Origin of the sequence: Lactobacillus taiwanensis (assembly GCF_017894345.1) — a bacterium.
In the GTDB taxonomy this organism is placed as follows: Bacteria; Bacillota; Bacilli; order Lactobacillales; family Lactobacillaceae; genus Lactobacillus; species Lactobacillus taiwanensis.
The window spans coordinates 1,405,114-1,428,729 of sequence record NZ_CP059276.1; the positions used below are offsets into that span (position 1 = coordinate 1,405,114).

Below are 23,616 nucleotides of genomic sequence, written 5' to 3' on the forward strand. Positions count from 1 at the left end.
AGAAAGAGGCCATAGCCTCTCCTAACTTAAAATCCTTCTACGACCAATTCATTATTGTTTTTTCCGATTATTTTAAATGGCAAATATCATAATATATATGTAGCTGAGCTTATTCAGCTCCATTGTCCTTACCGCCATTCTCATAATCTCAAACATATGGTTCAGATGCTTATCGGGGCTTTCAATAGTCTACGTGTACAAACGATGAAACAGTTTAAGAAACAAAGTCGTGAATATAAGCTCTTAAAATCCACCTGGAAGCTTTACCTCATGAAATATGACAAGGTCAATAAGAAGACGGCTTAGACTGCAGTAAAGAACTTGAAAACACATATTGATTATGCAAGACTTTATGGCTGCTATTCAAAGCAAAGACGAAAAGCAGATCATTCACTTGCTTCACTCAAAACAAGCTGTCGGTAAGCAAATTCATCAAACCTTATTAATTTTTAAACACAATTATACTGGCATTCTAAATAGCATTTCTTCTAGCTATTCTAATGGCTGTCTTGAAGGAGTTAATCGTAAGATTAAACAAATGAACGAACAGCCTATGGCTATAGTAGTTTTAGCCACTTATTAATTAGAATTAAACTAGAAGAAAATATTATAAAAGAAAAGGAATCAAGCAACTATTCTTTAGTTGCCTAATTCCTTAATCTAAAACTGGTCATCAACAGGATTTGACAAACAGCCAATTTTTTCATCTCCTTTTATTTTTTAATCAAAATATTGTCTTAAATTTCCTAATGCATCTTGTCTAATTAAACACTTAGCATTTTTCTTTATCTTTTGGAATTGCTTTTCAGTCATCCCATTGCCATATTCATTTGCAATTACCCAGGTATCTTCAGGTTTTAATTCTACATAGTTGTCATCTAAGTAAGATAAATCTAAGTAATATTCATGTCGGTAAGTATATAAACTAGATGCTAATCCATCAACCTTTAGTGCATCTGCTAATGCAGCAACTAAATCAATACTTTCCAGTTTAAAAACACGACGATTGTCACTTACTAGTTTATCTTGATCGTTAATTTCCGTTCTACGTTGATCAGTATCTGATTCAGTACCTAACCCCTTTAAAAGATCTCGTAATTGATCACTTGAATCATCGCGAGTGTCCGTGTCACTATCTGGAACTTTAGAAATAAGTAACTCTAATCCAGAACTGCTTGGCATAACTTGAAAAGTAACCGGATCTCCTTTGGCAAAAGTATGATCAGTGTCGACTTCACTTAAAATCTGATAGAAGAATTTTTGAATTTGACTTTTGTTTCCCAACAAATCGAGCATCGTTATCCCACGCTCTTTAAGTTCATCCGCATCCATCGTTACACGAATGGTATTTTCACTTATTCTGTGTACTTCCACTTATTATCACCTCGAAGTCTTTGTCTGTAATACATTGTAACCTATTTTGTTGTTCAAATAAAAACGCTAGCTTAAAAAAGCTAACGTTTTTAAATAATTAATTAAAAATCAGCAGTCATTGCTTGAATTTCTTCAAGTTCTAAACGACGTACCTTCCGAGGAAGAAATCTTCTAATTTCGTCTTCGTTATAACCAACTTGCAAACGTCTGTCATCCATAATGATTGGACGTCTTAATAAACTAGGATTCTTTTCAACAAGATCAATTAATTGATCAATTGATAGATCATCTAAATTGATCTTTAAGTTTTGGAAAGTACGAGAACGAGTAGAAATAATTTCCTCTGTACCATTTTCAGTCATACGTAGAACTTGCATGATTTCTTCCTTATTCAAAGGATTGGCAAAAATGTTTCTCTCTTTAAAGGAAATATCATGTTCCTTTAACCATGCCTTTGCTTTACGACATGAAGTACAACTTGGTGATGTATATAAATTTAACACTTAACTCCACACTCCTTTGCGTGTAGAAAAATAACTACTGTTCCACTTACATAAAATATTATATTACAAATACTTTGAGCTTGTAAGTTGTAATCATATTTCTTTTATTAGCTTACATAATATACTTTAGCAGCAAATATTGAAGTTTATGTGAAGTTCTAACAAAAAAACAAAAAAGAGTACTAAAAGTACTCTTTTTTCTAATCAAGAATATTAAGTTTCTTCATAGTTTCTTCAACTAATTTCTTGTTTTCATCAGCAGTTTCTGAAACAAAACAAGCTTTATTTGCTAATTCTTTAATATCTTCAGTATTGATCTTCTTCATCAAACTTCTGATACGCAAGATTGAAGTTGCACTCATTGAGTATTCATCAAGTCCCATTGACAAAAGGATTGGGAACATAATGTCATCACCGGCAGCTTCACCACACATACCACACCAAATACCGTTTTCATGAGCACCATCAATAGTGTGCTTAATCAAACGTAAAACAGATGGGTTATATGGTTGGTAAAGATAAGAAACGTTATCATTACCACGATCAGCAGCCATAGTATATTGGATTAAGTCGTTAGTTCCAATTGAGAAGAAATCAACTTCTTTAGCAAATTGATCAGCTAATACAGCAGCAGCTGGAACTTCGATCATCATACCAACTTGTAAGTCGTCACCGATCTTAACGCCTTCTTTGGCAAGTTTATCTTTTTCTTCAGCTAAGATTTGCTTAGCTTCACGTAATTCTGCTAAGGTACCAATCATTGGGAACATAATTCCTAATGGACCATATGCAGAAGCACGAAGTAAAGCTCTTAATTGAGTTCTAAAGATATCCTTGTATTGCATTGAAAGACGAATAGCACGAACACCTAAGAATGGGTTCATTTCTTCTGGAAGATCCCAGTAATCTAAGTGCTTGTCACCACCGATATCACAAGTTCTAATGATAGTTTGCTTACCATCCATATCTTCGATAACTTTCTTGTAAGCATCAAATTGAGCTTCTTCGGATGGGAAGTCTTTTGAATCCATGTATAAGAATTCAGTTCTGTACAAACCAATGGCTTCAGCACCGTTTTCTTTTACACCCTTCATATCATTAGGAGTACCAATGTTAGCAGCAATAATGAACTTCTTACCATTAGCAGTTACAGATGGTTCATTCTTTAGCTTCTTCCATTCTTCCTTTTGCTTAGCAAAGGCTTCACCTTTCTTAGTGTATTCTTCGATTTGAGCATCAGTTGGATTAATGATAGCATCGCCGTCTAAACCATCGGCAATAAGCATATCGCCATCTTTAACATCTTTAGTAATCGTTTCAGTACCAACAACAGCTGGAATTTCTAATGAACGAGCCATGATTGCTGAGTGAGCAGTTCTACCACCAACATCAGTTACAAATCCCTTAACGTACTTCTTGTTAAGTTGAGCTGTATCACTTGGTGTTAAATCGTAGGCTACTACTACAACTTCATGGTCAATAGCTGCAGGATCTGGCAATTTTTTACCAAGAAGATGTGCCATAAGACGCTTTGAAACATCACGTACGTCGGCTGCACGTTCTTGCATATATGCATTGTCAGTCATACCTTCAAAAATAGTAATGAATTTTTGAGCAGTTTCATCTAATGCTGCTTCAGCATTAACTTTTTGATCTTTGATTTCTTGTTCAATGGCACCAGTAAATTCTGGGTCACTTAAGAAGAGAAGGTGTGCGTCAAAAACTTGAGCTTCTTCTGCTCCTAAACTTTCCTTAGCTTTATCACGAACTTTTTCAAGTTCTTTAGTTGATTCTTCAACAACTTTCTTAAAGCGAGCTACTTCAGCATCAACATCGCTAACTGAGGTTTTAGAAAACGAAAGGTCAGGTTCTACCAAAAGGTAGGCTGGTGCAACTGCAATACCATCACTGGCTGCAATTCCCTTTAAAGTTTTCGACATTATTCAGCTAAACCTTCCTTTTTCATAGTGTCAGCAATAGCTTCAATTGCTTCTTTAGCGTCGTCACCATCAGCAGTAATAGTTACATCTGCACCTTGGCCAACACCTAAAGACATAACACCCATGATTGACTTCAAGTTTACTGATTTACCGTTGTATTCCAAGTTAATATCTGAGTTAAACTTAGAAGCAGCTTGTACCAACAAAGTAGCTGGACGAGCATGAATACCAGTTTCAGCAATAATATGAAATTCGCGTTTTTCCATTTTAAATTATCTCCTTTAAAATCAAAAATAATCGGGAGTTTTATACCCACTCGTTTATTAGGTTATCATGTTTTCTAAATGAAAACAACACAAATGTAAATGTTTACATTATAAAGTACTTAATTTTCATTGTCAGATAAGGTATAAATTATATCCCCACCTCTTTGGGCAATCCCAGTTATCCTCTGTCTTTTACCATAGCTTCTAAGAGCCAATTGGAATTGAAAAGCATCTTTGGGACTAACTCTATATTCTTTCAATTCACCACTTATGATTTTATCTAATATTTCTTCATAATTCATTCCTTATACTTCTCTCCTTAAAGTTTCTATATCTTTCTAAAAAATTTCTTCTTTATCCTAATTATATCAATTTCCTATAAAAATCTGAGCTTAGCACTTGCAATTAGTAAGTATCCGTACTATGATATTAGCAAGTTAGCACTCATATATCAAGAGTGCTAAAATAGGAATATGGCCTGAATATTATAAGAAAGGCGGAAATATTAATGCTATGTGATAACTGTCATAAACGTCCTGCCTCCATTCATCTTTATACAAATGTAAATGGGCAAGATCGTGAAATTTCATTATGTCAACAATGTTATCAAGAATTGAAAAATCAACAAGGACAAAATAATAGTATGAATAATAACAATGCATTTTTTGGCGATTTTGATGATTTATTCAACGCCTTAAATAATAACAACAATGAACAAAATAATCCTCAAGGCCGTGATCCACGTATGCAAATGGGTGGTGGCCGTCGAGGTGGAAATAACGGTGGTCAAAAATCTCTACTCGACCAGTATGGTACGGATTTAACCGATTTAGCAAAAAAGGGGAAAATTGATCCAGTTATTGGTCGTGATAAAGAAATTGCTCGCGTTATTGAAATTTTAAACAGACGGACTAAAAATAATCCAGTTCTTATTGGAGAAGCTGGTGTTGGTAAAACTGCTGTTGTCGAGGGATTAGCACAACAAATTGTCGATGGTTCAGTCCCTGCTAAACTTCAAGACAAGAGAATCATTTCTTTAAATATGGTCTCAATGGTTCAAGGTACTGGAATTCGCGGTCAATTTGAACAAAGAATGCAACAACTGATTAAAGAATTAGAGCAAAATGATAATATTATCCTATTTATCGACGAAATTCATGAATTAGTTGGTGCTGGTAACGCTGAAGGCGGTATGGATGCTGGTAACATTATTAAACCAGCCTTAGCTCGTGGAGATTTCCAATTAATTGGTGCTACTACTATTAAGGAATATCGAAACATCGAAAAGGATTCTGCCCTTGCTCGTAGATTCCAACCAGTGGAGGTTAAAGAACCTACAACTGAAGAAACAATTAAAATTTTACAAGGCATTCGTAAGCGTTACGAAGACTACCACCATGTTCAGTATACAGATGAATCTATACAAGCTGCAGTAGATCTTTCCTCCCGCTACATTCAAGATCGTTTCTTACCTGATAAAGCCATCGATCTTTTAGACGAGGCCGGTTCAAGAATGAATCTCACCATTCCTTATGTTGATAGTGAAAAGATCAAGGAAAGACTGGATGCTGCTGAAAGTTTAAAGCAAGATGCTTTAAAAAACGAAGATTATGAAAAGGCTGCCTACTATCGTGATCAAATTGAAAAGTATGAGAAATTAAAAGATCAGAAAGTAGATCCTGATCAAACACCTAAAATTACTGAAAAGATCATGAATAAGATCGTGGAGGAAAAAACTAATATTCCTGTCGGCGACTTACAGAAACAAGAAGAAACACAATTAAAGAACTTAGCTACTGACCTTAAAGATAATGTAATTGGTCAAAACAAAGCTGTTGAAACTGTTGCTCGTGCAATAAGACGAAATCGGGTTGGTTTTAACAAATCTGGTCGTCCAATCGGTTCATTCTTATTTGTAGGACCGACTGGTGTAGGTAAAACAGAATTAGCGAAACAATTAGCCAAACAAATCTTTGGTACAGAAGATGCGATGATTCGATTCGATATGAGTGAATATATGGAACAATATTCCGTATCGAAACTAATTGGTTCTGCACCAGGTTACGTGGGCTACGAGGAAGCTGGTCAATTAACAGAAAGAGTACGTCATAATCCATATAGCTTAATTTTATTTGATGAAATTGAAAAAGCTCATCCTGATGTACTTCACCTATTCTTGCAAATTCTCGATGATGGCCGCTTAACTGATTCGCAAGGTCGCACAGTTTCATTTAAAGATACCATCATCATTATGACCTCTAATGCTGGTCAAGGAATCAAAGAAGCTAGCGTAGGTTTTGCGGCTGAAAACAGCCATCAAGAACAATTTAAGAATAGCTTAGGTCAATACTTTAAACCTGAATTTTTAAATAGACTTGATGATATAGTTGAATTTAATGCACTTGATAAGAAAGACTTAATCAAGATTGTTGATTTAATGCTTACAAATACCAATGATATGGTAAAAGATCAAGGCCTACATATTGATGTTACATCTGAAGCAAAAGACCTTCTTGTCGAAAAAGGTTATGATCCTTCTATGGGTGCTCGTCCACTTCGTCGTACAATCCAAGAAGAAATTGAAGATAAAGTAGCAGACTATAAACTAGATAATCCAGCAGCTAAAGAACTAAAGGCTGATGTAGTTGACGGTGAAATAGCAATTAGTGAAAATTAATTATTTAAGAGCAAATAAGAGCCACATAATTTGTGACTCTTATTTTTATTTTTATAAATTCTATAAAAAGGTTATACTTAATTTTAGGTTTTAAAGACACATTTATATATCGAGGTTATAAATATGATGCATTTAATTGATGTTACAAATAGCTACCGTGATTTAGTCCAAAGACAATTAGCAGCTACTAATAGTCAATTCGTAAAAGTTTACTCTTTAGGTAATACCACAGTAGTATACAGCGAAACAGCTGATAAAATTGAAATCGTTATGGAAAATCATAAACGTTCTATTAGACAAGATGAAGTAGAATTTGTTATTAAGCGTCTAATTCATGAAGATCGAATTTATGATATAACAGTTGATAAAAGTAGAAAAATCATTTCTATCACTTGTGATCGTTAAAATCGCAAAAAAGCCGTGGAGTTGTTCCACGGCTTTTTTCTATCTTATAATCTTGAAGTTAATTCAATATCAGGATACTTGTCTTTAAACCATCTTTCAGCAAATGCATTTTCAAATAAGAATAATGGCTCCCCATCCCTATCCTTAACCAATAAGTTACGGGATGATGACATTTTAGGATCCAATTGATCTGGGTTAATCCAACGAGCTACACGGTTTCCTAATGTATGGAGTTCAACTTCTGAATTGTATTCATTTTTCATTCTGAAAGAAAATACTTCAAACTGCAATTGCCCAACTGCACCAAGAATATAATCATCAGTTGAATAACCACGGTAAAGTTGAATCGCACCTTCTTGAACTAATTGATTCATCCCTTTATGGAATGACTTTTGTTTCATAACATTCTTAGGAGTTACACGCATAAAAATTTCAGGTGTAAATTGTGGCAAAGCCGGGTAAACAATTTTTTTCTTACCGGCATAGATTGAATCTCCAATTTGGAAATTACCCGTATCATACAATCCAACAATGTCACCTGCTACAGCGTCAGAAACCTGCACACGTTCACTAGACATAAACTCAGTTGCATTATTTAATCTGACTGGCTTGCCAGTTCTAGCTAAAGTTACGTCAATTCCCTTCTTAAATTCACCGCTTCCAATTCTCACAAATGCGATTCGATCACGGTGATTAGGATTCATGTTAGCTTGAATCTTAAAGACAAAACCAGAAAATTCTGGATCATCGGCTGCCAATTTTTCATTTTCATTAACAGTATGTTCTTGAGGCGCTGGTGCTAAGTTTACAAAACTATCTAAGAAAGTTTCAACACCGAAATTAGTTAAAGCAGATCCAAAGAAGACTGGAGTTTGATCGCCCTTTAAAATCTTATCTTTATTAAAAGTATTTCCAGCTTCTTTTAATAAATCAATGTCATCTAACGTCGATTGATATAAGCTATCTTTTGCTAAAGGCTCATCTTCTGCTAATTTTCCATCTTTATCTAACGGTAAATAACGATCATCATCATCTTTTCGATAAAGCTCAACACGATTATTGTCAATATCGTACAATCCCTTTAATTGCTTCCCCATACCAATAGGCCAATTCATGGCTACGCCTTCAATGCCTAATAAGTCTTCTAATTCAGCAATTAAATCTAAAGGTTCACGTCCGTCCCGATCTAATTTGTTCATAAAAGTAAAAATAGGGATACCGCGTTTCTTTACAACCTTAAATAGTTTTTTAGTTTGTGGCTCAATACCTTTAGCTGAATCAATAACCATTACGGCAGCATCCACAGCCATTAAAGTACGATAAGTATCTTCAGAGAAGTCCTGGTGTCCTGGTGTATCAAGGATGTTAATTCTTTTTCCTTGGTATTCAAATTGCATTACTGAACTAGTAACTGAAATACCACGTTTCTTTTCAATTGCCATCCAGTCACTAGTTGCATAATGTCCACTTTTACGTGCCTTAACAGTACCTGCACTTCTAATTACCCCACCAAAAAGAAGCATCTGTTCAGTAATTGTTGTTTTACCAGCATCTGGGTGAGAAATAATCGCAAATGTCCGTCTTTTTTCCACTTCATCAGTTAACTTTGTCATTAATCTTTAGCTTCTTCCTTTTCTTCTTTTTTTGGAATTGTAAGTAAGAGAGTTAATAAGCGTGAGCCTTTCATTCGTCTAGTTGTTAAAGTCATTCCATTATCAAGTTTAACGCTTAGCTTTTCGCCCTTAGCTGGTATTAAGCCTAACTTTGTAATTACATACCCAGCAACTGTATCTATGTCTTCCATTGCTAAATTAGTACCGAATTCTTCATTAAAATCAGTTAATGGCATTTTTCCGTAAATCACATATTCTCTTGGACTAATTTTTGAAAATAGGACTTCGGCCTTATCAACCTCATCATCGATATCTCCAACAATCTCTTCAATTAAATCTTCAATTGTAGCTAACCCTACAACACCACCATATTCATCAGTCAAAATTGCAAGTTGTCTTTGTGTTTCTTGCATTTCAACTAATAATTCACCCAATTCAATTGTTTCAGGTGCAAATAAAGGCTTAAACATTACCTGAGCATAGTCTAGCTTATTAAAACCAACCTTATGAGCTTTTCGCAAAACAGTTCTAATATGAATGACGCCTACAATCTTATCTTTATCTCCATCATAAACAGGTACTCTTGAATAAGGTTCTTTTAAGATCTTATCTAAGTTTTCTTGAAAACTATCATTAATATCGACCATGAAGGCATCAGTTCGAGGCACCATTACTTCTCGTGCCATCTTTTCTTCAAAATCTAAAATGCCTTCCATCATTGAAAATTCACGGTCACTAATTTCTTTTTGCTCATGCAATTTATTTAAAATTTTATTTAGCTTCCGTTGACCATCAACTTCTTCTTCACCACGAAATTTAGCTCTTAACTTGCTAAATATATCCCCCGCACCGGGATCACTACTCATCTTCAATTCTCTCTTTCTATTGTTGTCCTAATCTCTACTTTAATCACAATTATCGGTAATTATATCACATGCTAATCTATGATAAAATAAGGAACAAGAAATGGGGTCTTATAGATGAAAAAACAAAGCATCTACTTAGTATTTACATTCTTATTATTAATTCCGTATCTATGCAGCCTAACTTTAATAGGTATTTGCTACAATGCCTTAGTTAGACACTCAAGCAATATCTTTAGAAGCTTAGTTGGTGCCTTAGTTGGTGCAATCATAATGTTTGCAATTAAGGCTACGATTCAACACCCACTTAATTTAGTATCTGACGAAGTACCAAATAATCTATTTAAACAAATTCTACGTTTTTATAGTATTCGTAGACGTAAACTTCTACTTATCTATAATTTTTTAGTCGATTTTGCTCTTTGCTGGTTTGCAATGGATTTAGTAAGGGAATTTTTCTCATTATCCTTTATTATTGGAAATTCAGTTGGCATTGTATTACTTATTATGCTAATTTCAACATGTATTGGTGCATACATCGAATATGATAATCTATCTATTGACCCAAGACAGAAGTAACTATTTAGAATCATCATCAGAACTGGCATCCAGATATAAAATCTGAGCCAGTTTTTTTGTTTCTAAATTCAATTTAGTTAAAACATAGGGTTTTTCACTATCACCTAAATTTTCATATACAGTAACTCCTTCTTTGGATAATTTATCTAAAAAAGTTGGAATTACAAAGTTCAAAGGCTGACTGAAGAAAGCCATATTACTATTTGGTGTATCAATTTCCGCAATTTTTGAATTAGGTAATTCAAATTTGTTTAATCCAGAAACAGGCATTTGTTTATCATCAGCTAAAACGCCATACCAAAACATAAAGTTTTCAGGCCCAAATACTACTAAACTTGCACGCTCATTTTCATAACCATTATCTTCAACAAACTTTTTAAAAATAGGATCGTTTTCCATTTCTTGAATAGCCGCTGTATAAGTCTTATTTTCATCAATTTGGTTTGGCATAAAAACCTTACCAATAAAATTATGAGCCGAGTATTCTTCTCTTTTCATTTTCTCTCCCCTTAAAAAAACTACGATCTAAATCAGGACGTAATTGGTTATAACGTTCATACCAAATTTGCGCAAATTTTTGGGCAAATGGTCCCTTCTTTTGATCTATCCAATCTAATAATTCAAAACTAGCACTACGCAAAATACTATCAATCTCTTCGCCATAATGCCAACGCTTTTTGTTCATTGCATACTCATCTGCATCTAATAGCCTTTTTTCTCCATCTGAGAAGACCTTAATATCTAGGTCATAATCAATATACTTTAAGGCTTCACGATCTAAGACAAATGGACTCGCTAAATTTGCATAGTAAGCAACTCCATTCGGTCTAAGCATTGCAATCACATTAAACCAAAGTTTTCGATGAAAATAAACAATCGCTGGTTCCCGACTAATCCATTTCCTACCATCTTCTTCGGTAATTAAAGTGCGGTCATTAACGCCGATAATAATATTTTGCTCTGTCTTAACTACCATAGTGTCACGCCAATTTCGATGTAGCGTGCCATTATGTTTATAACTTTGTATTGCGATATAATCGCCTTCACGAGGCATTTCCATAATGTGCGCCTCCTCACTAAACATTATACCAGCAAATTAATATTCATCTATTTCTTCTAGATCCACTACTTCGCCATTTAAGAAACTATCAATTTCACCACTAGAGAAGCCATGTTGAAATAAGAAATGTCTAACTTTTTGCTTTCTCTTAAAACCATCATCTTTCCGATATTTTTTCCAAGCTTTAGTTCCTTGCTTTTTTAGCGCTTCTAATTGCTCATCTTCATTAGTCTCAATATCCAAATGATCAATTATTAACTCCCCTAAATCTTGATCAAAACCATGATTTTGTAATTTCGTCAGCGCTTTTTTCTTAATTTCTTTATACGAAAGTTTACCTACCTGATGAATCAGTGAATGTATAAGACGAATTCCGGTATCTATCCATTCTTCCTCCTCTATTTCATATAGAGCATCTTGAATAGTATTAGCTGCAACGCCCTTTTGTTTTAATTTTCTAGTAATTCCTCTTGGACCATCTTTTCCTACTCTAAGATTATTCTTGATAAATAAACGAGCAAAATCCTCATCATTTATATAATTCAAATCCATCAAGTCTTCAACTGCGGCCTGACTTGCTTCCTGACTAATTTCATGTTTATTTAAATATTCTAAAACTTCATACACACTACGTGGCTGATAACTCAAGAAAGTCATCGCTAATTGCAAAGCTTGACTATCAGCTTCTGCTTTTTTAATTTCTTCAATATCTTCAAGACTTAATTCAGTCCCTTTTAACAAGCGTCTTTCAATCAAAGTTCTTTCATTGACACTAAAGGCATATTCATTATCAATAAAAATATTATAGCGGCCTTTGCGTTTTTGAGTGCTAATTTTAGTAATAAGTGGCATCGTAACACCTCTCGTAAAATTTTATTTTCTTCTATTTTATATTAAATTAAATACTTGTATCACTTGAAAATAACGCTTATGCTTATTGTGACACTTTTTTCATGAATTAATCGAAATGAGGGCCTTATTTTGACAAAATTTACTAAAAATAAACAAGAAAAAGATATTATTATCACCATTAAACGCTTAGGAATTAATGGTGAAGGTATTGGATATTATAAAAAGAAAATTATTTTTATTCCTGGAGCTTTGCCAAACGAAGTAGTTGTGGCCAAAATTATTAACAGACATCCTCACTATTTAGAAGGAGAACTAGTTAGAATTAAAGAAAAATCCCCAGATCGAATTAACTTTCCTAAGGGAGTTGATCCAACTGTTGGTGGCTTAGAACTTGCTCATCTTACTTATCCAAAACAACTCGAATTCAAGCAACATTTAATTTTAGAATCTCTTAGAAAATATCATCCGAGAGATTATATGAAATATAAAGTTAAAAAAACTATCCCAGCACCAAATATCTGGAATTATCGCAATAAAGCTCAATATCAAATTGAATTTAATAAAGGAAAAAGTAAGCTTGGACTGTATGCTCCTAATTCACACCGCTTAATTGACTTACCGGAAATGCCCACGCAAACCAAAGAAACTCAAAAAACAGAGCGTGAAATTAAAAAGTTAATTGATAAACTTCATATTCGCATTGCTGACTTTAGACGCCATAATGATGGTATTAAAACTGTCGTAGTTCGTCAAAGTCATGCTACCGATGAAATTCAAGTAACATTGATTACTATTGGTAAAAAGATTAAAGATCTAAAATTACTTGCTAGTCAGATTATGAAGCTTCCTAATGTAGTTTCCGTATTTCAAAATGAAACTCAATGGCAAAATCCACAAGTTTGGGGTAATAAAACTATCAAGCTCTTTGGAAAATCACATATAACTGAAGAAATTCTCGGAAAGAAGTTTAAGCTTTCACCACGTGCCTTTTTCCAGCTCAATCCTGAACAAACCACAAGACTTTATTCAGAAGCACTTAAATATCTAGATTTAACTCCAGATCAAACTTTAATTGATGCTTATGCTGGTGTTGGTACGTTAGGTATTTTGGCTAGTGATCAAGTAAGACAGGTCATCGGAATTGAATCTATTCCTGAAGCGGTAGTTGATGCTCAAGAAAATTGCCACTTAAATCACGTTAGAAATGCTGAGTATATTCAAGGAAATGTAGAAAAACTACTTCCTGAATTAAAAAATCAGGGTGTTCCAATTAATGCCTTAATCGTTGATCCTCCACGAACTGGATTAAGCAAAAAATTAATCAAGACATTGCTTGAAGTTCAGCCCGAAACTTTTGTTTACGTTTCTTGTAACCCAGCCACACTTACAAAAGACCTAGTCCTTTTAAGTGAAAAATATGATGTTCGTGTAATTCAACCAATTGACATGATGCCACAAACTCCACGCTGGGAAGGTGTCACTAAATTAGTTTTAAGAAAAAACAAATAATTTATTTCATTAGCAGTCATTACGACTGCTTTTTATCTATATAAAAAAGGTTGTAGACTGTCTGATCTACAACCTTTTTTCAAGTGGATGAGGTAAATATACTATCTAGCGCCATAATATCAGTATCTGGGTTTAATATTATGACTTGATCAACATCACTTGTTTGTATCTGTATTGAATAACGACTATTTGATCTTACTAAGAGAATCTTGTCTTTAAAACACTACAATCTGGAGATAAAAACTTTTATACAATATTATTCTACCTCTCCACACATCTTATTATAACAACTATGTAAGCGAATACAAACTATTTAGCTTGATATTGACGAATATCGTCTTTAATTCCTGCAAAATAATATTTTCCACTGTCCTCATCACTAACAAGTTCAACATCATTTTTTGGATCCTCTAAAGCTTCAGAAAAAATCCGTTCGTATTCATCGACACTTAACTTCTTTCGCTTAGCCAATAAGGCTTCGTCCCCAGCTTTATCTATTTGTTTTTCGTATCCTTCAACTACATTTGCGGAATAAAACTCAGCCATTGCACCTGATCCATAAGAAAATAGACCAGTCAAGTCTCCAGCCTTTAAATCTCCATTTTCAAGCAAACTAAGTAAACTTAAATATAATGAACCAGTGTAAATATTACCTACATTAGCATTCAATTCTTTAGCTGCAGTAAAACTGTCCATTAAGCGTGCATTAGTTTCCTCATCTTCTCCTTCGATAGCAATACGATTAGCTTTTAACCCCATTTTAGTAAAAGGCAAATGATACACAATAGCTGCAAAATCCTTTGTTTCAAGGTTCTTTTGTTCCTTATAATCATTAAAAGTATGTTTAAAAAAGTCTAAATAAACTTGGGTAGAATATTTTCCATCGACTTTTGCCAATTTAGAATTATTCGGACGCCAGAAATCATTAATATCTTCACTATAAGCGCTGTGACCCTCGTTTAATTCTAAAATTCTTGGATTGCTAGAAATCAACAAACTAACGCTTCCTGCTCCTTGAGTAACTTCTCCAGCAGTCTTTAGACCGTAGCGTGCAATGTCGCTTCCAATTACAATAGCAGTTTGATCAGGATGCAGACGTACAAAATCTTGTGCAATCATTAAGCCTGCTGTTAATCCAAAGCAAGCTTCTTTAACTTCAAATGCTCTAACACTAGGATCTAACTTTAAGGCTGACTTTACAAATAAAGATCCCGATTTAGATTGATCAACACTACTTTCAGTACCAAAAATTAAAAGTCCAACTTTAGATTTATTAATTTTATTCAAATAACGTAATGTTGCATTAATTCCCATTGAAACTGCATCCTGCGTTGCATCAGCCACGCTCATTTTGCTTTGTCCAATCCCGATTAGAAATTTATTTGGATCTTGATTTCTTGCATGCGCCAAATCCACCATATCAACATACTTATTTGGAGTAAAATATCCAATTTGATCAATTCCAACCTTCATATCTACTTTTTATCCTTTCTTATTTCACTTAAAAATTCAAGAGCTGCTTCCTGCGTATATTTTTTGCTTTGTTGCAGTTTCTTCAAAACTTCTTCCTTTTCCTCTTCATTTGCATTCAGAGTAGCAACTAAATTTCGAGCCTGCAATTTCATATGACCTGCTTGAATTCCTTTGGTAGAAATTGCCAAAAGCGCTGAAAAATTATTGGCTAAACCAGTAGCAGCTATAATTTCAGCTAATTGCTTAGCAGACACCCGACCAAGTAAATTAAAACTCTGCTTAATATCTTCACGTGCACTAATTGAGCCACCTACTACCCCAATTGCTAAAGGAACAGTAAGTTCGCCAATTAACTTATCTTCTTCAATTTTCCACTTACTTAAAGACGTATAATTGCCACTTTTATTAGCCCACACCGCTGTTGCTGCTTCTACTCCTCGATAGTCATTTCCTGTTGCAATCAAAACACTGTCAATACCGTTCATAATTCCCTTATTATTTGTTACTGCACGGTAAATGTCATTTTGACCTATCTTACTAAGTAAAACTAGTTTTTCAGCCACTTTAAATCCGCCAACACTATCTACATTTAAATTTACTTTTGCTGTAGTTAACTGAGTAGGATAATTAGAAAGAATGGCGTATAAATTTTGTTCAATATTTGCTTGTTTTTCTAATTTATTTCCTAAAAATTCTAAAATTGCATTTGTCTTGTTAGCACCCATTGCTTCTGCAGGATCAACTAAAATACGTAAAAATACTAAATTATCTTTTTGAGATGCTTCAATTTTACATACTCCTCCACCATGTTTAACTAAACTAGCAAACTTTTGATTAGCTTGATTAATTAATTCTGGAAATTGCCGAGTAAAAGAATTTATATCAAAATCGTTAGTTACTTCTAAAACAATTTGACCATAAATTCCATTTCGGATACTAACTGCTTCTACGCCACCATTTTGATTAAAAATTTTACTTGCATGATTTGCAGCTGCAACTACCGACGGTTCTTCAACTGCCATTGGCACAATATATTTTCTCTTATTAACAACTAAGTTTGGAATAACTCCAAGAGGAAGACGAACCTGTCCAATTACATTTTCACTAAGTCTGTTTAGTCTTTCTAAAGTTTTAGAATCAATTTCACTTAGTTCAATACCCTCTTGCTCAAAAAAATTTCTTCTATCTTCTGGGAGCCATTGATAAAACTTCTTCTTAAATAATTCTTCTGACTTCATATGCAATACCTTGACCACCACCAATACATAAAGACACGATAGCTCTTCGACCATTAATCTTACGTAAACTATTTATTGCGCTCATCACTAAACGAGTACCTGTTGCACCTAAAGGATGACCCAAGCTCATCGCCCCACCAGCAATATTTAATTTCTCTTTTGGAATATTGAGATCACGCGCAACTGCATAGGCCTGCGCAGCAAATGCTTCATTAATTTCAATTACATCGTAATCTTCAATAGTACTGCCTGTTTCTTTCAATAATTTTTTTATTGCAAAGTATGGGGCATATCCCATGTATGCAGGATCACAACCAATTTCCGCAAAAGCTCCCAAGTGTGCTAATGGAGCTAAATTTAGCTCATCTAGCTTTTGTTGATTTGCAAGTAACAGCATACTTGCTCCATCAGTTAATGGGGATGAATTTCCAGCAGTAACACGGCCATTTTCTTTAAAAACAGGCTTCAATTTACTCAAAGACTCAACACTAGTATCTGGTCGAATTGTTTCATCGTGATCAAGTATCTCACCTTCAAGCTGGACTGGCTGATATTCTTCTTCAAACCAATTATTTTCTTGAGCTGCATACGCCTTAGCATGAGAATCACGCGCAAATTCATCCATTTCTTGACGAGTAACATGATATTTATCAGCTACATTTTCAGCTGTAAGCCCCATTGGCTTTTGAGAATAGGCATCCCCAATCCCATCAATCATTAAACTATCTTGATAACCCGGATTTTCATCATGCTTTTTACTCTTATCAAGTAACAACGGCGCATTTGTCATACTTTCAGCGCCTCCAACAACAGAAATTTCTGAATCTCCCAATACCATTTGCACTTGAGCAAACCGTAACGCTTTTAGACTCGAACCACAAACATCGTCAACGTTTGTAGCAACTACTGATTCGGGTAAGCCTGCCTTCAAAGCAATTTGGCGAGCAACATTTTGACCTAATCCAGCACTTAAAACATTACCAATTATTACATTATCTATTTTATCTTGCGGAACAATATTTTTTTCTAATAACCCTTTTAATGCTAGTACACCTAAATCAACTGCATTTTCATCCTTATAAAATCCGCGATATTTACCAAAAGGAATTCGATTCATTCCTACAATATATACATCCTGTAACACGCTTCCACCTCTTAATAAAAACTATTCTAATAAGTATCATAGCTCACAAACTTGAGTAGTCATACAAGCCATACCAATTTTTAATCAATTCTAAAAAAGATTGCCAGGCAACCCTAGCAATCTTTCTATACATATTTACTTAAAAAGTCATTTATCTTTTTTTGATACTCTACAGGGTGAGTAGCAAATGACCTAGCGTGCTTAGCACCTGGAACTACCCAAAGTTCTTTAGGACCAGCTGCTGCTTTGTAATTTTGGTAAACCATTTTGGTTGGGACAAAAGTATCCTTAGCACCATGAATAAAAAGCATTGGTCGCTTATTCTTAGCTACCTGATTTATACTACTACCATCTTTAAGAAAATATCCAGCTCTAATTCTTGTTATTCCGCTCAAGACCTCAACTAGAGGAAAACGTGGAAAAGCTGGAAAATGATATAAAGCTTGTGCTTCATGTTCAATCTCATCTTTTACGTTTGTATAACCACAATCTTCTACGTATGCCTTTACTTGTTTGGGCATTTTTAACCCACTAGTCATCATAGTCGTAGCTCCACCCATACTTACGCCAAAAATAACTATTTTACTTTGCGGACCATCTTTTTTTACTACTTTTCTAGCCCATTTTCTTACATCTACTTTTTCACGCCAGCCATAGCCTATATAATTACCCTCACTTTGCCCATGTCCTCTTGCATCAGGCATAAGAGCATTATAACCAAGCCTATGAAACATCGCCGCATAAGCTCCCATAGTATCTTTATTATTCATAAATCCATGAAGAATAATTACTGTCTTTTTAGAATCAGATGCTGGAATATAATTTGCATCTAATTTCAAATTGTCATCTGCTGACTTCATCGTCCACTTTTGTTTATGTACGTCTTGATACCACTTTTTTTCTTTATAAAGCGGATCGGTTTTGACAAGCCTAGTATCATTGTTAATAAATGATTTGTGACCTGGAACAACCGCTACTTGATAGAAATATAAGCCGGCTACTATAAAAACTCCACAAACTGCTAAAATAGATATAATAGTTATTTCTAGCTTTTTACTTTTTATCTTCATTAGAAAGCCTCTTTTTCAAAAATATAATCTATATTATCTCTAAAAAACATAGAATTCAAGAGTAGGTGAAATATATGTACTTAGACGACTTCCTAATTTTAATTGCCCATCTTCATCCAAATTTTCAGCTTTTTTATCAACCAAGAAAGTCAGATTCTCTCTATCCAATTAGTAAAATTAAGATTGAAAGTAAGCAATGCGTTTTTTTAATAGGAAAAAAGCCTAAAACAATTGCACAAATAAGGAACTTATTAGGAAAGTTAAAATATAATCATCTTCCAATTTACGTTTATATTGAAGAATTAGATAAAAAAGATATAATTTTTAGCAATCGGATTAATTTAAAAAAAGGTCATGTTTATATTAGATAATTACACAAAAAATGAGGTTCAAAACGAACCTCATTTTTTAATTCTTATTTAAATACTTATTTAATACCTGTAAAACTCCATTATCGTTATTATTAGGTGCAAGATATTTAGCATGCTTTTTTGCAATAGACATTCCATTTTCCATCGCATAACTATATTTTGCAAAATCAAGCATAGGAATATCATTTCCACTATCTCCAAAAGCGATTAAATCATCCCCAGTTAAGTCAAAATGAGCAAGTAACTTCTTCAGACCAGTAGCCTTATTAATACCATGCTTTACTACATCAATTGCTACTGGACTAGATGCAAACGTAGTAACGATATTCCCATACCTTTCATTAAATTTCTTTTCAATATCGTTAGCAATCTTGCTATCATAATGAAAAGTCAATTCAATAAAAACCTCATCAGGTAAATCTTGCCAATCACTTAATTCTGTACTTTCTTTGGCAAAATATTGCAAAAATGCCTTATCTTTTTCAGGTGCTTCAGTACCAATATAAGCTTGTTTTCTTCCATAAACCATTGTAGCCATACTGCCATATTTATTGTGAACAAAATTGATTAAATCAATTGCTTGTTTCTTAGTTAAGCCTTCAATAGCAACTTCTTTACCTTCAACAATTAATCTTGATCCGTTAGCCGTTACAAAATCCATTCTATCAACAAATTCTGGAAAGTCGTTTTTCAAACGTGCAAACGGTCTTCCACTAGCCACAATAAATTGAATGTGATTTTTCTCAAGCTTACTTAAGACTTGATTAAACAAATCATGATCATAGCTTCTTTTATCATTTAAAAACGTCCCATCCATATCAACAGCAACAGCTTTAAAAGGAATTGTCATCTTATTCTCCCCTTATTAATGATGGTCTAATGCATCATTTAATTTTTTACTATATACAAAATAAATTATCAAAATAATTGGCACAATAACTAATAAAACGGGATAGAAGTAGTTAGGTGCTAAATTTTGAGCAGTAACTCCTCCAATCATTGGCCCAGCTGCCATTCCAATATCAAGGCCTAAATAAAAGGTGGAACTTGCTAGCCCTTGCTCTTCTATTGGAGCTAACATTAAGGCAGTTGATTGATTAACAGAATAAATTACTCCATAACCAATTGAAAGCATAATCGCTGCTAACCCCATTAACCAATTATTAACCATAAAGGTGGCAATAATTAGAAATAAAATCATAGAAATCAAACTTAGCCAAAACCAAATACCAAAACGAATTAGATCAAAATACTTTTTTAAAACAATTCTAATTAAAAGCAATGCTATTGCATAAATCACAAAAAAGTAACCAACGGCAATAGAAAAGCGCTGTCTTTCAACATAAACAACAATATCTGCTTGCGTAATAAAATATGGAATTGCAAAAAAAGTAGTTAACATGGCTACTGGAATAGCATCTTTTTGAATAATTTTTATTTTTCTCTTTTTATTTTGGATAATTTTGGGTTTAGCATGATTACCCACAAATTGAATTGAAACGATCATCAAAATTGTAGCAAGTACTGCTAACCACAACGCCGACTTATAACCGATTACTTTATATAAATTAATTGCTAAAGCTGGAGCAAGAGCCATAGCTAACGCATTCATCAAACCATAAAATCCCATTGCTTCCCCAACATGACTACGTGGAACCAAAAATGCTAACCATGTTGTCATACAAACAGTCGCCAAAACAAAACCCGTACCATTAATTAATCTAAATAATAATAGCCAATTTCCCGATGGTGAAAAACAATATCCTGCTACCCCGATTAAAATTAATACTCCACCTATAAACGATAGACTATATTTAGAAAAACGATCAGTTAAATTTCCTGCTATCGGTCGTAAAAACATTGATACTACACTCATAATTCCAGTTATAATACCAGCAAATACCGCACTAGCACCTAAACTAATTGCATATCCATTAATTAATGGTGTTACAAACATAACTGAAAACATAAAAAAGAAAGACGCTGCCATGACTAGAATAACGTCTTTAGTATAAATTGATTGTCTTTTTTTCAATCATTTAACCCCTCTCTAGCATTATTACTTTTATATCATACATTTACGTCAAGCAAAAAAGCCAGTTGAAATTGCTCAACTGGCTTAATTACTATTCTTTACTTAATTAATAACCCATGTAACGGTCTCTTTCCCAATCAGAAACTGATTGATTATATTTAGACCATTCAAGATTCTTAGAATCAATAAAGCTTTGAGTTAAGTGTTCACCTAAAGCTGCTTGAATTAAAGGATCAGCCTTAAATGCCTTAACAGCGTTATGCAAAGTAGATGGAAGTGGCTTAATACCACGTTCAGCTCTTTCTTCTTCAGACATTTCAAAGACGTTAGAAGTAATAGGTGCCATCGGTTTCTTTGCTTCCTTAATACCATTTAAACCAGCACTTAAGCATGCTGCAAGTAAAAGATATGGGTTGGCTGTTGGATCAGCTGAACGCATTTCCAGACGAGTATTAATTTCCTCAGCATCAGGAATACGAACAAGTGGCGAACGATTCTTAGAAGCCCATGAAATATAAACAGGCGCTTCAAATCCTGGAATTAAACGCTTGTATGAGTTTACAGTCGGATTACCGACTGCTGTAATTGCACGAGCGTGTTCCAAAATACCATTTAAGAAGTAAAGAGCAGTATCTGATAAGTGGAATTCGCCATCTTTATCATAAAATACGTTCTTACCATCCTTAAATAATGACATATTGGTGTGCATTCCATTTCCGGCTTGTCCTTCTACAGGTTTAGCCATAAAGGTTGCATATAGGCCATGCTTTCTTGCTACTTCACGTACTACCATCTTAAAGGTTTGAACACGATCAGCAGTAGTTAAAGCATCATCAAATCTGAAGTCAATTTCTTGTTGCCCATCCCCAACTTCATGGTGGGCAGCTTCAACTTCAAAGCCAATGCTTTCTAAAGTTTCAACAATATCACGCCGACATCTCGCACCTTCATCATCAGAAGTCATATCAAAATATGAAGCATGGTCAGGAACTTCAGTAGTCCAATTACCATCTTCGCCTAACTTAAATAGATGAAATTCAGCTTCAAAGCCAATATCAAAATCAGTAAAGCCCATTTCATTCATTTCTTTAAGAACACGCTTTAGATTATTTCTTGGATCACCTTCAAATGGTTCACCGTTGGTCTTGTGAACTGAACATACCAAACGACCAATTTTACCGCCCTTTTCATCTCCCCAAGGCAAAACTGCCCAAGTTGAAAAATCTGGGTATAAAACCATATCACTTTCTTCTAGACGAACAAAGCCATCAATTGAAGAACCATCGAAACGAATATCATTTGTTAAAACTTTATCCAATTGACTAGTTGGGACTTCCACAGCCTTAGAAGTTCCATTAATATCAGTAAAAGCTAATCTTAGGAAACGAACATCGTTATCCTTAACACTCTTCTTAATATCTTCTGCAGTAATAGTTTTACTCATTGTACACACCTATTCTAAAGAACTACCCAGCATTTTATGTATTGGTATAGTCCTTAAAAATCTATTCACTACCTGTGCTTATGCACAGTGAACACAATAGCAGACTAAATTGGTCTCGTCAATAAATATTGATAATTTTTTTAGATATAATTTAAATTAATTATTATAAAGATCCCAGTAATATCCTATCATATCCATTATTTTTTATTTATTTAAAAAATTATTTATTTCCTCAAGAGCATGATCAGAAACTTTTTTATCTTGTAATGGATCAAGCCAAGTAACCTGCAATTGATGCTTAAAATATGTTAATTGTCGTTTAGCATACTTTCTAGAAGCCTGCTTTAATTTGCTGACACAGTCATCAAGCGTTTTTTCACCAGAAAAGTACGGAAAAAACTCTTTGTATCCAATCGCTTGAATAGCCTGGTGTTCACGATCACGATTCTCATAAACGAACTTAGCCTCTTTGAGCAATCCTAGATCCATCATTTTGTCTACTCGCTTGTTTATCCTGTGATAGACTTCTTCTCGATTACTATTTAAACCAATAATTAATGCATCATATCGCGGTGTAATCTTTTTTTGCTGCTTACTAAATAACTTCCCAGTCCGATCAATTACAGTTAGAGCTCGAAGAGTACGGCGGCTATTTTGAGGTGCTATTTTATCAGCTGCTGCTGGATCTTTTTCATGAAGCACACGCCATAACTCTTCTTCCCCATTTTTTTTCAAATACTCTTCCCATTTAGAATCAACGCTTGTCTGATATTCTCCAGGTTCACCTAATTGAAGCTTATTTACTAAAGCATTAATATAAAAGCCAGTTCCACCAACTACTAGGGGAACAGCATCCTTAGCAACAATTTCATCAACTACTTTAATACCTTCAGCAACAAAGTCCTTAACTGAATATTCGTCAAAAATCGAACGTTGATTAACTAAATAATGCTTTACTTTTTTTAATTCTTCGAAAGTCGGCTTAGCTGTGCCAATACTTACTTCTTGATAGATCTGCATTGAATCACCAGAAAGGATTTCTGCATTAATTTTAGGAGCTAAATCCAAAGCTAGTTCTGTTTTTCCAATTCCAGTTGGTCCAATAATCACAATAATTTTTTGCATATAAATTCCTCTTATTTCTTGATATTAATTCTAACAAAAATCTGATATTTCTTCAGACTTAACAGCAAAAGACTT

At 34.0% G+C, this 23,616-nt stretch carries 23 protein-coding genes and 1 pseudogene; 6 read left to right on the plus strand and 18 right to left on the minus strand.

Going from position 1 to position 23,616, the window contains the following annotated elements; genetic code table 11:
• Positions 1-153 precede the first annotated feature (153 nt).
• Positions 154-651 (plus strand): annotated as a pseudogene (locus H1A07_RS06825) (transposase); the annotation flags it as partial.
• 69 nt (positions 652-720) lie between these two features.
• Here H1A07_RS06825 and H1A07_RS06830 read toward each other — a convergent pair.
• The 5 genes from H1A07_RS06830 to H1A07_RS06850 all read right to left on the minus strand — a co-directional run bounded on the left by H1A07_RS06830 (position 721) and on the right by H1A07_RS06850 (position 4,385).
• Positions 721-1,374 carry an adaptor protein MecA gene (locus H1A07_RS06830; protein ID WP_057719603.1) on the minus strand — a complete coding sequence of 218 codons (654 nt, stop codon included), beginning with the start codon at positions 1,372-1,374 and terminating at the stop codon, positions 721-723.
• A gap of 101 nt (positions 1,375-1,475) precedes the next feature.
• Positions 1,476-1,877: a transcriptional regulator SpxA gene (gene spxA, locus H1A07_RS06835; RefSeq protein WP_023599818.1), complete on the minus strand. Its 402-nt coding sequence runs from the start codon at positions 1,875-1,877 to the stop codon at positions 1,476-1,478.
• A gap of 200 nt (positions 1,878-2,077) precedes the next feature.
• On the minus strand, positions 2,078-3,817 hold the full coding sequence (ptsP, locus tag H1A07_RS06840) for a phosphoenolpyruvate--protein phosphotransferase (protein WP_210144781.1): 1,740 nt from the start codon (positions 3,815-3,817) through the stop codon (positions 2,078-2,080).
• A complete protein-coding gene (locus H1A07_RS06845) occupies positions 3,817-4,083 on the minus strand; it encodes a phosphocarrier protein HPr (protein WP_004893814.1) in 267 nt (88 codons plus the stop codon). The genes ptsP and H1A07_RS06845 overlap by 1 nt, the downstream gene beginning before the upstream one ends.
• Before the next feature lie 119 nt (positions 4,084-4,202).
• On the minus strand, positions 4,203-4,385 hold the full coding sequence (locus H1A07_RS06850) for a hypothetical protein (protein WP_057719605.1): 183 nt from the start codon (positions 4,383-4,385) through the stop codon (positions 4,203-4,205).
• Between the two features lie 206 nt (positions 4,386-4,591).
• On the opposite strand from H1A07_RS06850, the gene H1A07_RS06855 reads away from it, so the two are divergent.
• Positions 4,592-6,760, plus strand: coding sequence for an ATP-dependent Clp protease ATP-binding subunit (locus H1A07_RS06855; RefSeq protein WP_210144782.1), 2,169 nt, complete (start codon positions 4,592-4,594; stop codon positions 6,758-6,760).
• A gap of 126 nt (positions 6,761-6,886) precedes the next feature.
• Entirely contained in the window at positions 6,887-7,165 is a 279-nt protein-coding gene (locus H1A07_RS06860) for a DUF1827 family protein (protein WP_057719620.1), read from the plus strand.
• Between the two features lie 44 nt (positions 7,166-7,209).
• On the opposite strand, the gene H1A07_RS06865 is transcribed toward H1A07_RS06860, so the two are convergent.
• Together H1A07_RS06865 and H1A07_RS06870 are read right to left on the minus strand one after the other, a co-directional pair.
• Positions 7,210-8,778 carry a peptide chain release factor 3 gene (locus H1A07_RS06865; RefSeq protein WP_210144783.1) on the minus strand — a complete coding sequence of 523 codons (1,569 nt, stop codon included), beginning with the start codon at positions 8,776-8,778 and terminating at the stop codon, positions 7,210-7,212.
• The gene (locus H1A07_RS06870; RefSeq protein ID WP_210144784.1) at positions 8,778-9,644 is read right to left on the minus strand and encodes a hemolysin family protein; all 867 of its coding nucleotides are present in this window, start codon (positions 9,642-9,644) and stop codon (positions 8,778-8,780) included. The genes H1A07_RS06865 and H1A07_RS06870 overlap by 1 nt, the downstream gene beginning before the upstream one ends.
• 114 nt (positions 9,645-9,758) lie before the next feature.
• Between H1A07_RS06870 and H1A07_RS06875 the strand changes: the two genes are divergently transcribed.
• Positions 9,759-10,220 (plus strand): hypothetical protein, encoded by a 462-nt coding sequence (locus H1A07_RS06875; RefSeq protein WP_210144785.1) that lies wholly within the window; start codon positions 9,759-9,761, stop codon positions 10,218-10,220.
• Here H1A07_RS06875 and H1A07_RS06880 read toward each other — a convergent pair whose 3' ends face one another.
• Genes H1A07_RS06880 through recX form a run of 3 tightly spaced genes read right to left on the minus strand, consistent with a single transcriptional unit; the run spans position 10,221 to position 12,132 of the window.
• Positions 10,221-10,718, minus strand: a complete 498-nt coding sequence (locus tag H1A07_RS06880; RefSeq protein WP_057718711.1) for a hypothetical protein — start codon at positions 10,716-10,718, stop codon at positions 10,221-10,223.
• A complete protein-coding gene (locus H1A07_RS06885) occupies positions 10,690-11,280 on the minus strand; it encodes a DUF402 domain-containing protein (protein WP_057718712.1) in 591 nt (196 codons plus the stop codon). The genes H1A07_RS06880 and H1A07_RS06885 overlap by 29 nt, the downstream gene beginning before the upstream one ends.
• 36 nt (positions 11,281-11,316) lie before the next feature.
• Positions 11,317-12,132, minus strand: coding sequence for a recombination regulator RecX (gene recX, locus H1A07_RS06890; RefSeq protein ID WP_210144786.1), 816 nt, complete (start codon positions 12,130-12,132; stop codon positions 11,317-11,319).
• Between the two features lie 129 nt (positions 12,133-12,261).
• Here recX and rlmD point away from each other — a divergent pair, with 129 nt between their 5' ends.
• The gene (gene rlmD, locus H1A07_RS06895) at positions 12,262-13,641 is read left to right on the plus strand and encodes a 23S rRNA (uracil(1939)-C(5))-methyltransferase RlmD (protein ID WP_057718714.1); all 1,380 of its coding nucleotides are present in this window, start codon (positions 12,262-12,264) and stop codon (positions 13,639-13,641) included.
• Positions 13,642-13,950: 309 nt separating this feature from the next.
• Here rlmD and H1A07_RS06900 read toward each other — a convergent pair whose 3' ends face one another.
• The 4 genes from H1A07_RS06900 to H1A07_RS06915 form a co-directional block, all read right to left on the minus strand.
• A complete protein-coding gene (locus H1A07_RS06900; protein WP_057718715.1) occupies positions 13,951-15,114 on the minus strand; it encodes a hydroxymethylglutaryl-CoA synthase in 1,164 nt (387 codons plus the stop codon).
• 2 nt (positions 15,115-15,116) lie between these two features.
• Positions 15,117-16,352 (minus strand): hydroxymethylglutaryl-CoA reductase, degradative, encoded by a 1,236-nt coding sequence (locus H1A07_RS06905; RefSeq protein WP_210144787.1) that lies wholly within the window; start codon positions 16,350-16,352, stop codon positions 15,117-15,119.
• Positions 16,330-17,496: a thiolase family protein gene (locus tag H1A07_RS06910; RefSeq protein WP_210144788.1), complete on the minus strand. Its 1,167-nt coding sequence runs from the start codon at positions 17,494-17,496 to the stop codon at positions 16,330-16,332. Before H1A07_RS06910 ends, H1A07_RS06905 begins: the two co-directional genes overlap by 23 nt.
• A gap of 125 nt (positions 17,497-17,621) precedes the next feature.
• A complete protein-coding gene (locus tag H1A07_RS06915) occupies positions 17,622-18,566 on the minus strand; it encodes an alpha/beta hydrolase (RefSeq protein WP_210144789.1) in 945 nt (314 codons plus the stop codon).
• 74 nt (positions 18,567-18,640) lie between these two features.
• Between H1A07_RS06915 and H1A07_RS06920 the strand changes: the two genes are divergently transcribed.
• Positions 18,641-18,937: a hypothetical protein gene (locus H1A07_RS06920; RefSeq protein ID WP_094516782.1), complete on the plus strand. Its 297-nt coding sequence runs from the start codon at positions 18,641-18,643 to the stop codon at positions 18,935-18,937.
• A 37-nt stretch (positions 18,938-18,974) separates the two neighbouring features.
• Here the strand turns inward: H1A07_RS06920 and H1A07_RS06925 are convergent, their stop codons facing one another.
• From H1A07_RS06925 to miaA, 4 genes are all read right to left on the minus strand, one after another.
• Entirely contained in the window at positions 18,975-19,787 is an 813-nt protein-coding gene (locus H1A07_RS06925; RefSeq protein ID WP_210144790.1) for a Cof-type HAD-IIB family hydrolase, read from the minus strand.
• Between the two features lie 15 nt (positions 19,788-19,802).
• The gene (locus tag H1A07_RS06930) at positions 19,803-20,972 is read right to left on the minus strand and encodes an MFS transporter (RefSeq protein WP_210144791.1); all 1,170 of its coding nucleotides are present in this window, start codon (positions 20,970-20,972) and stop codon (positions 19,803-19,805) included.
• Positions 20,973-21,078: 106 nt separating this feature from the next.
• Positions 21,079-22,416, minus strand: coding sequence for a type I glutamate--ammonia ligase (gene glnA / locus H1A07_RS06935; protein ID WP_057718721.1), 1,338 nt, complete (start codon positions 22,414-22,416; stop codon positions 21,079-21,081).
• Positions 22,417-22,620: 204 nt separating this feature from the next.
• Positions 22,621-23,541, minus strand: a complete 921-nt coding sequence (gene miaA / locus H1A07_RS06940; RefSeq protein WP_210144792.1) for a tRNA (adenosine(37)-N6)-dimethylallyltransferase MiaA — start codon at positions 23,539-23,541, stop codon at positions 22,621-22,623.
• Between the last annotated feature and the right edge of the window lie 75 nt (positions 23,542-23,616).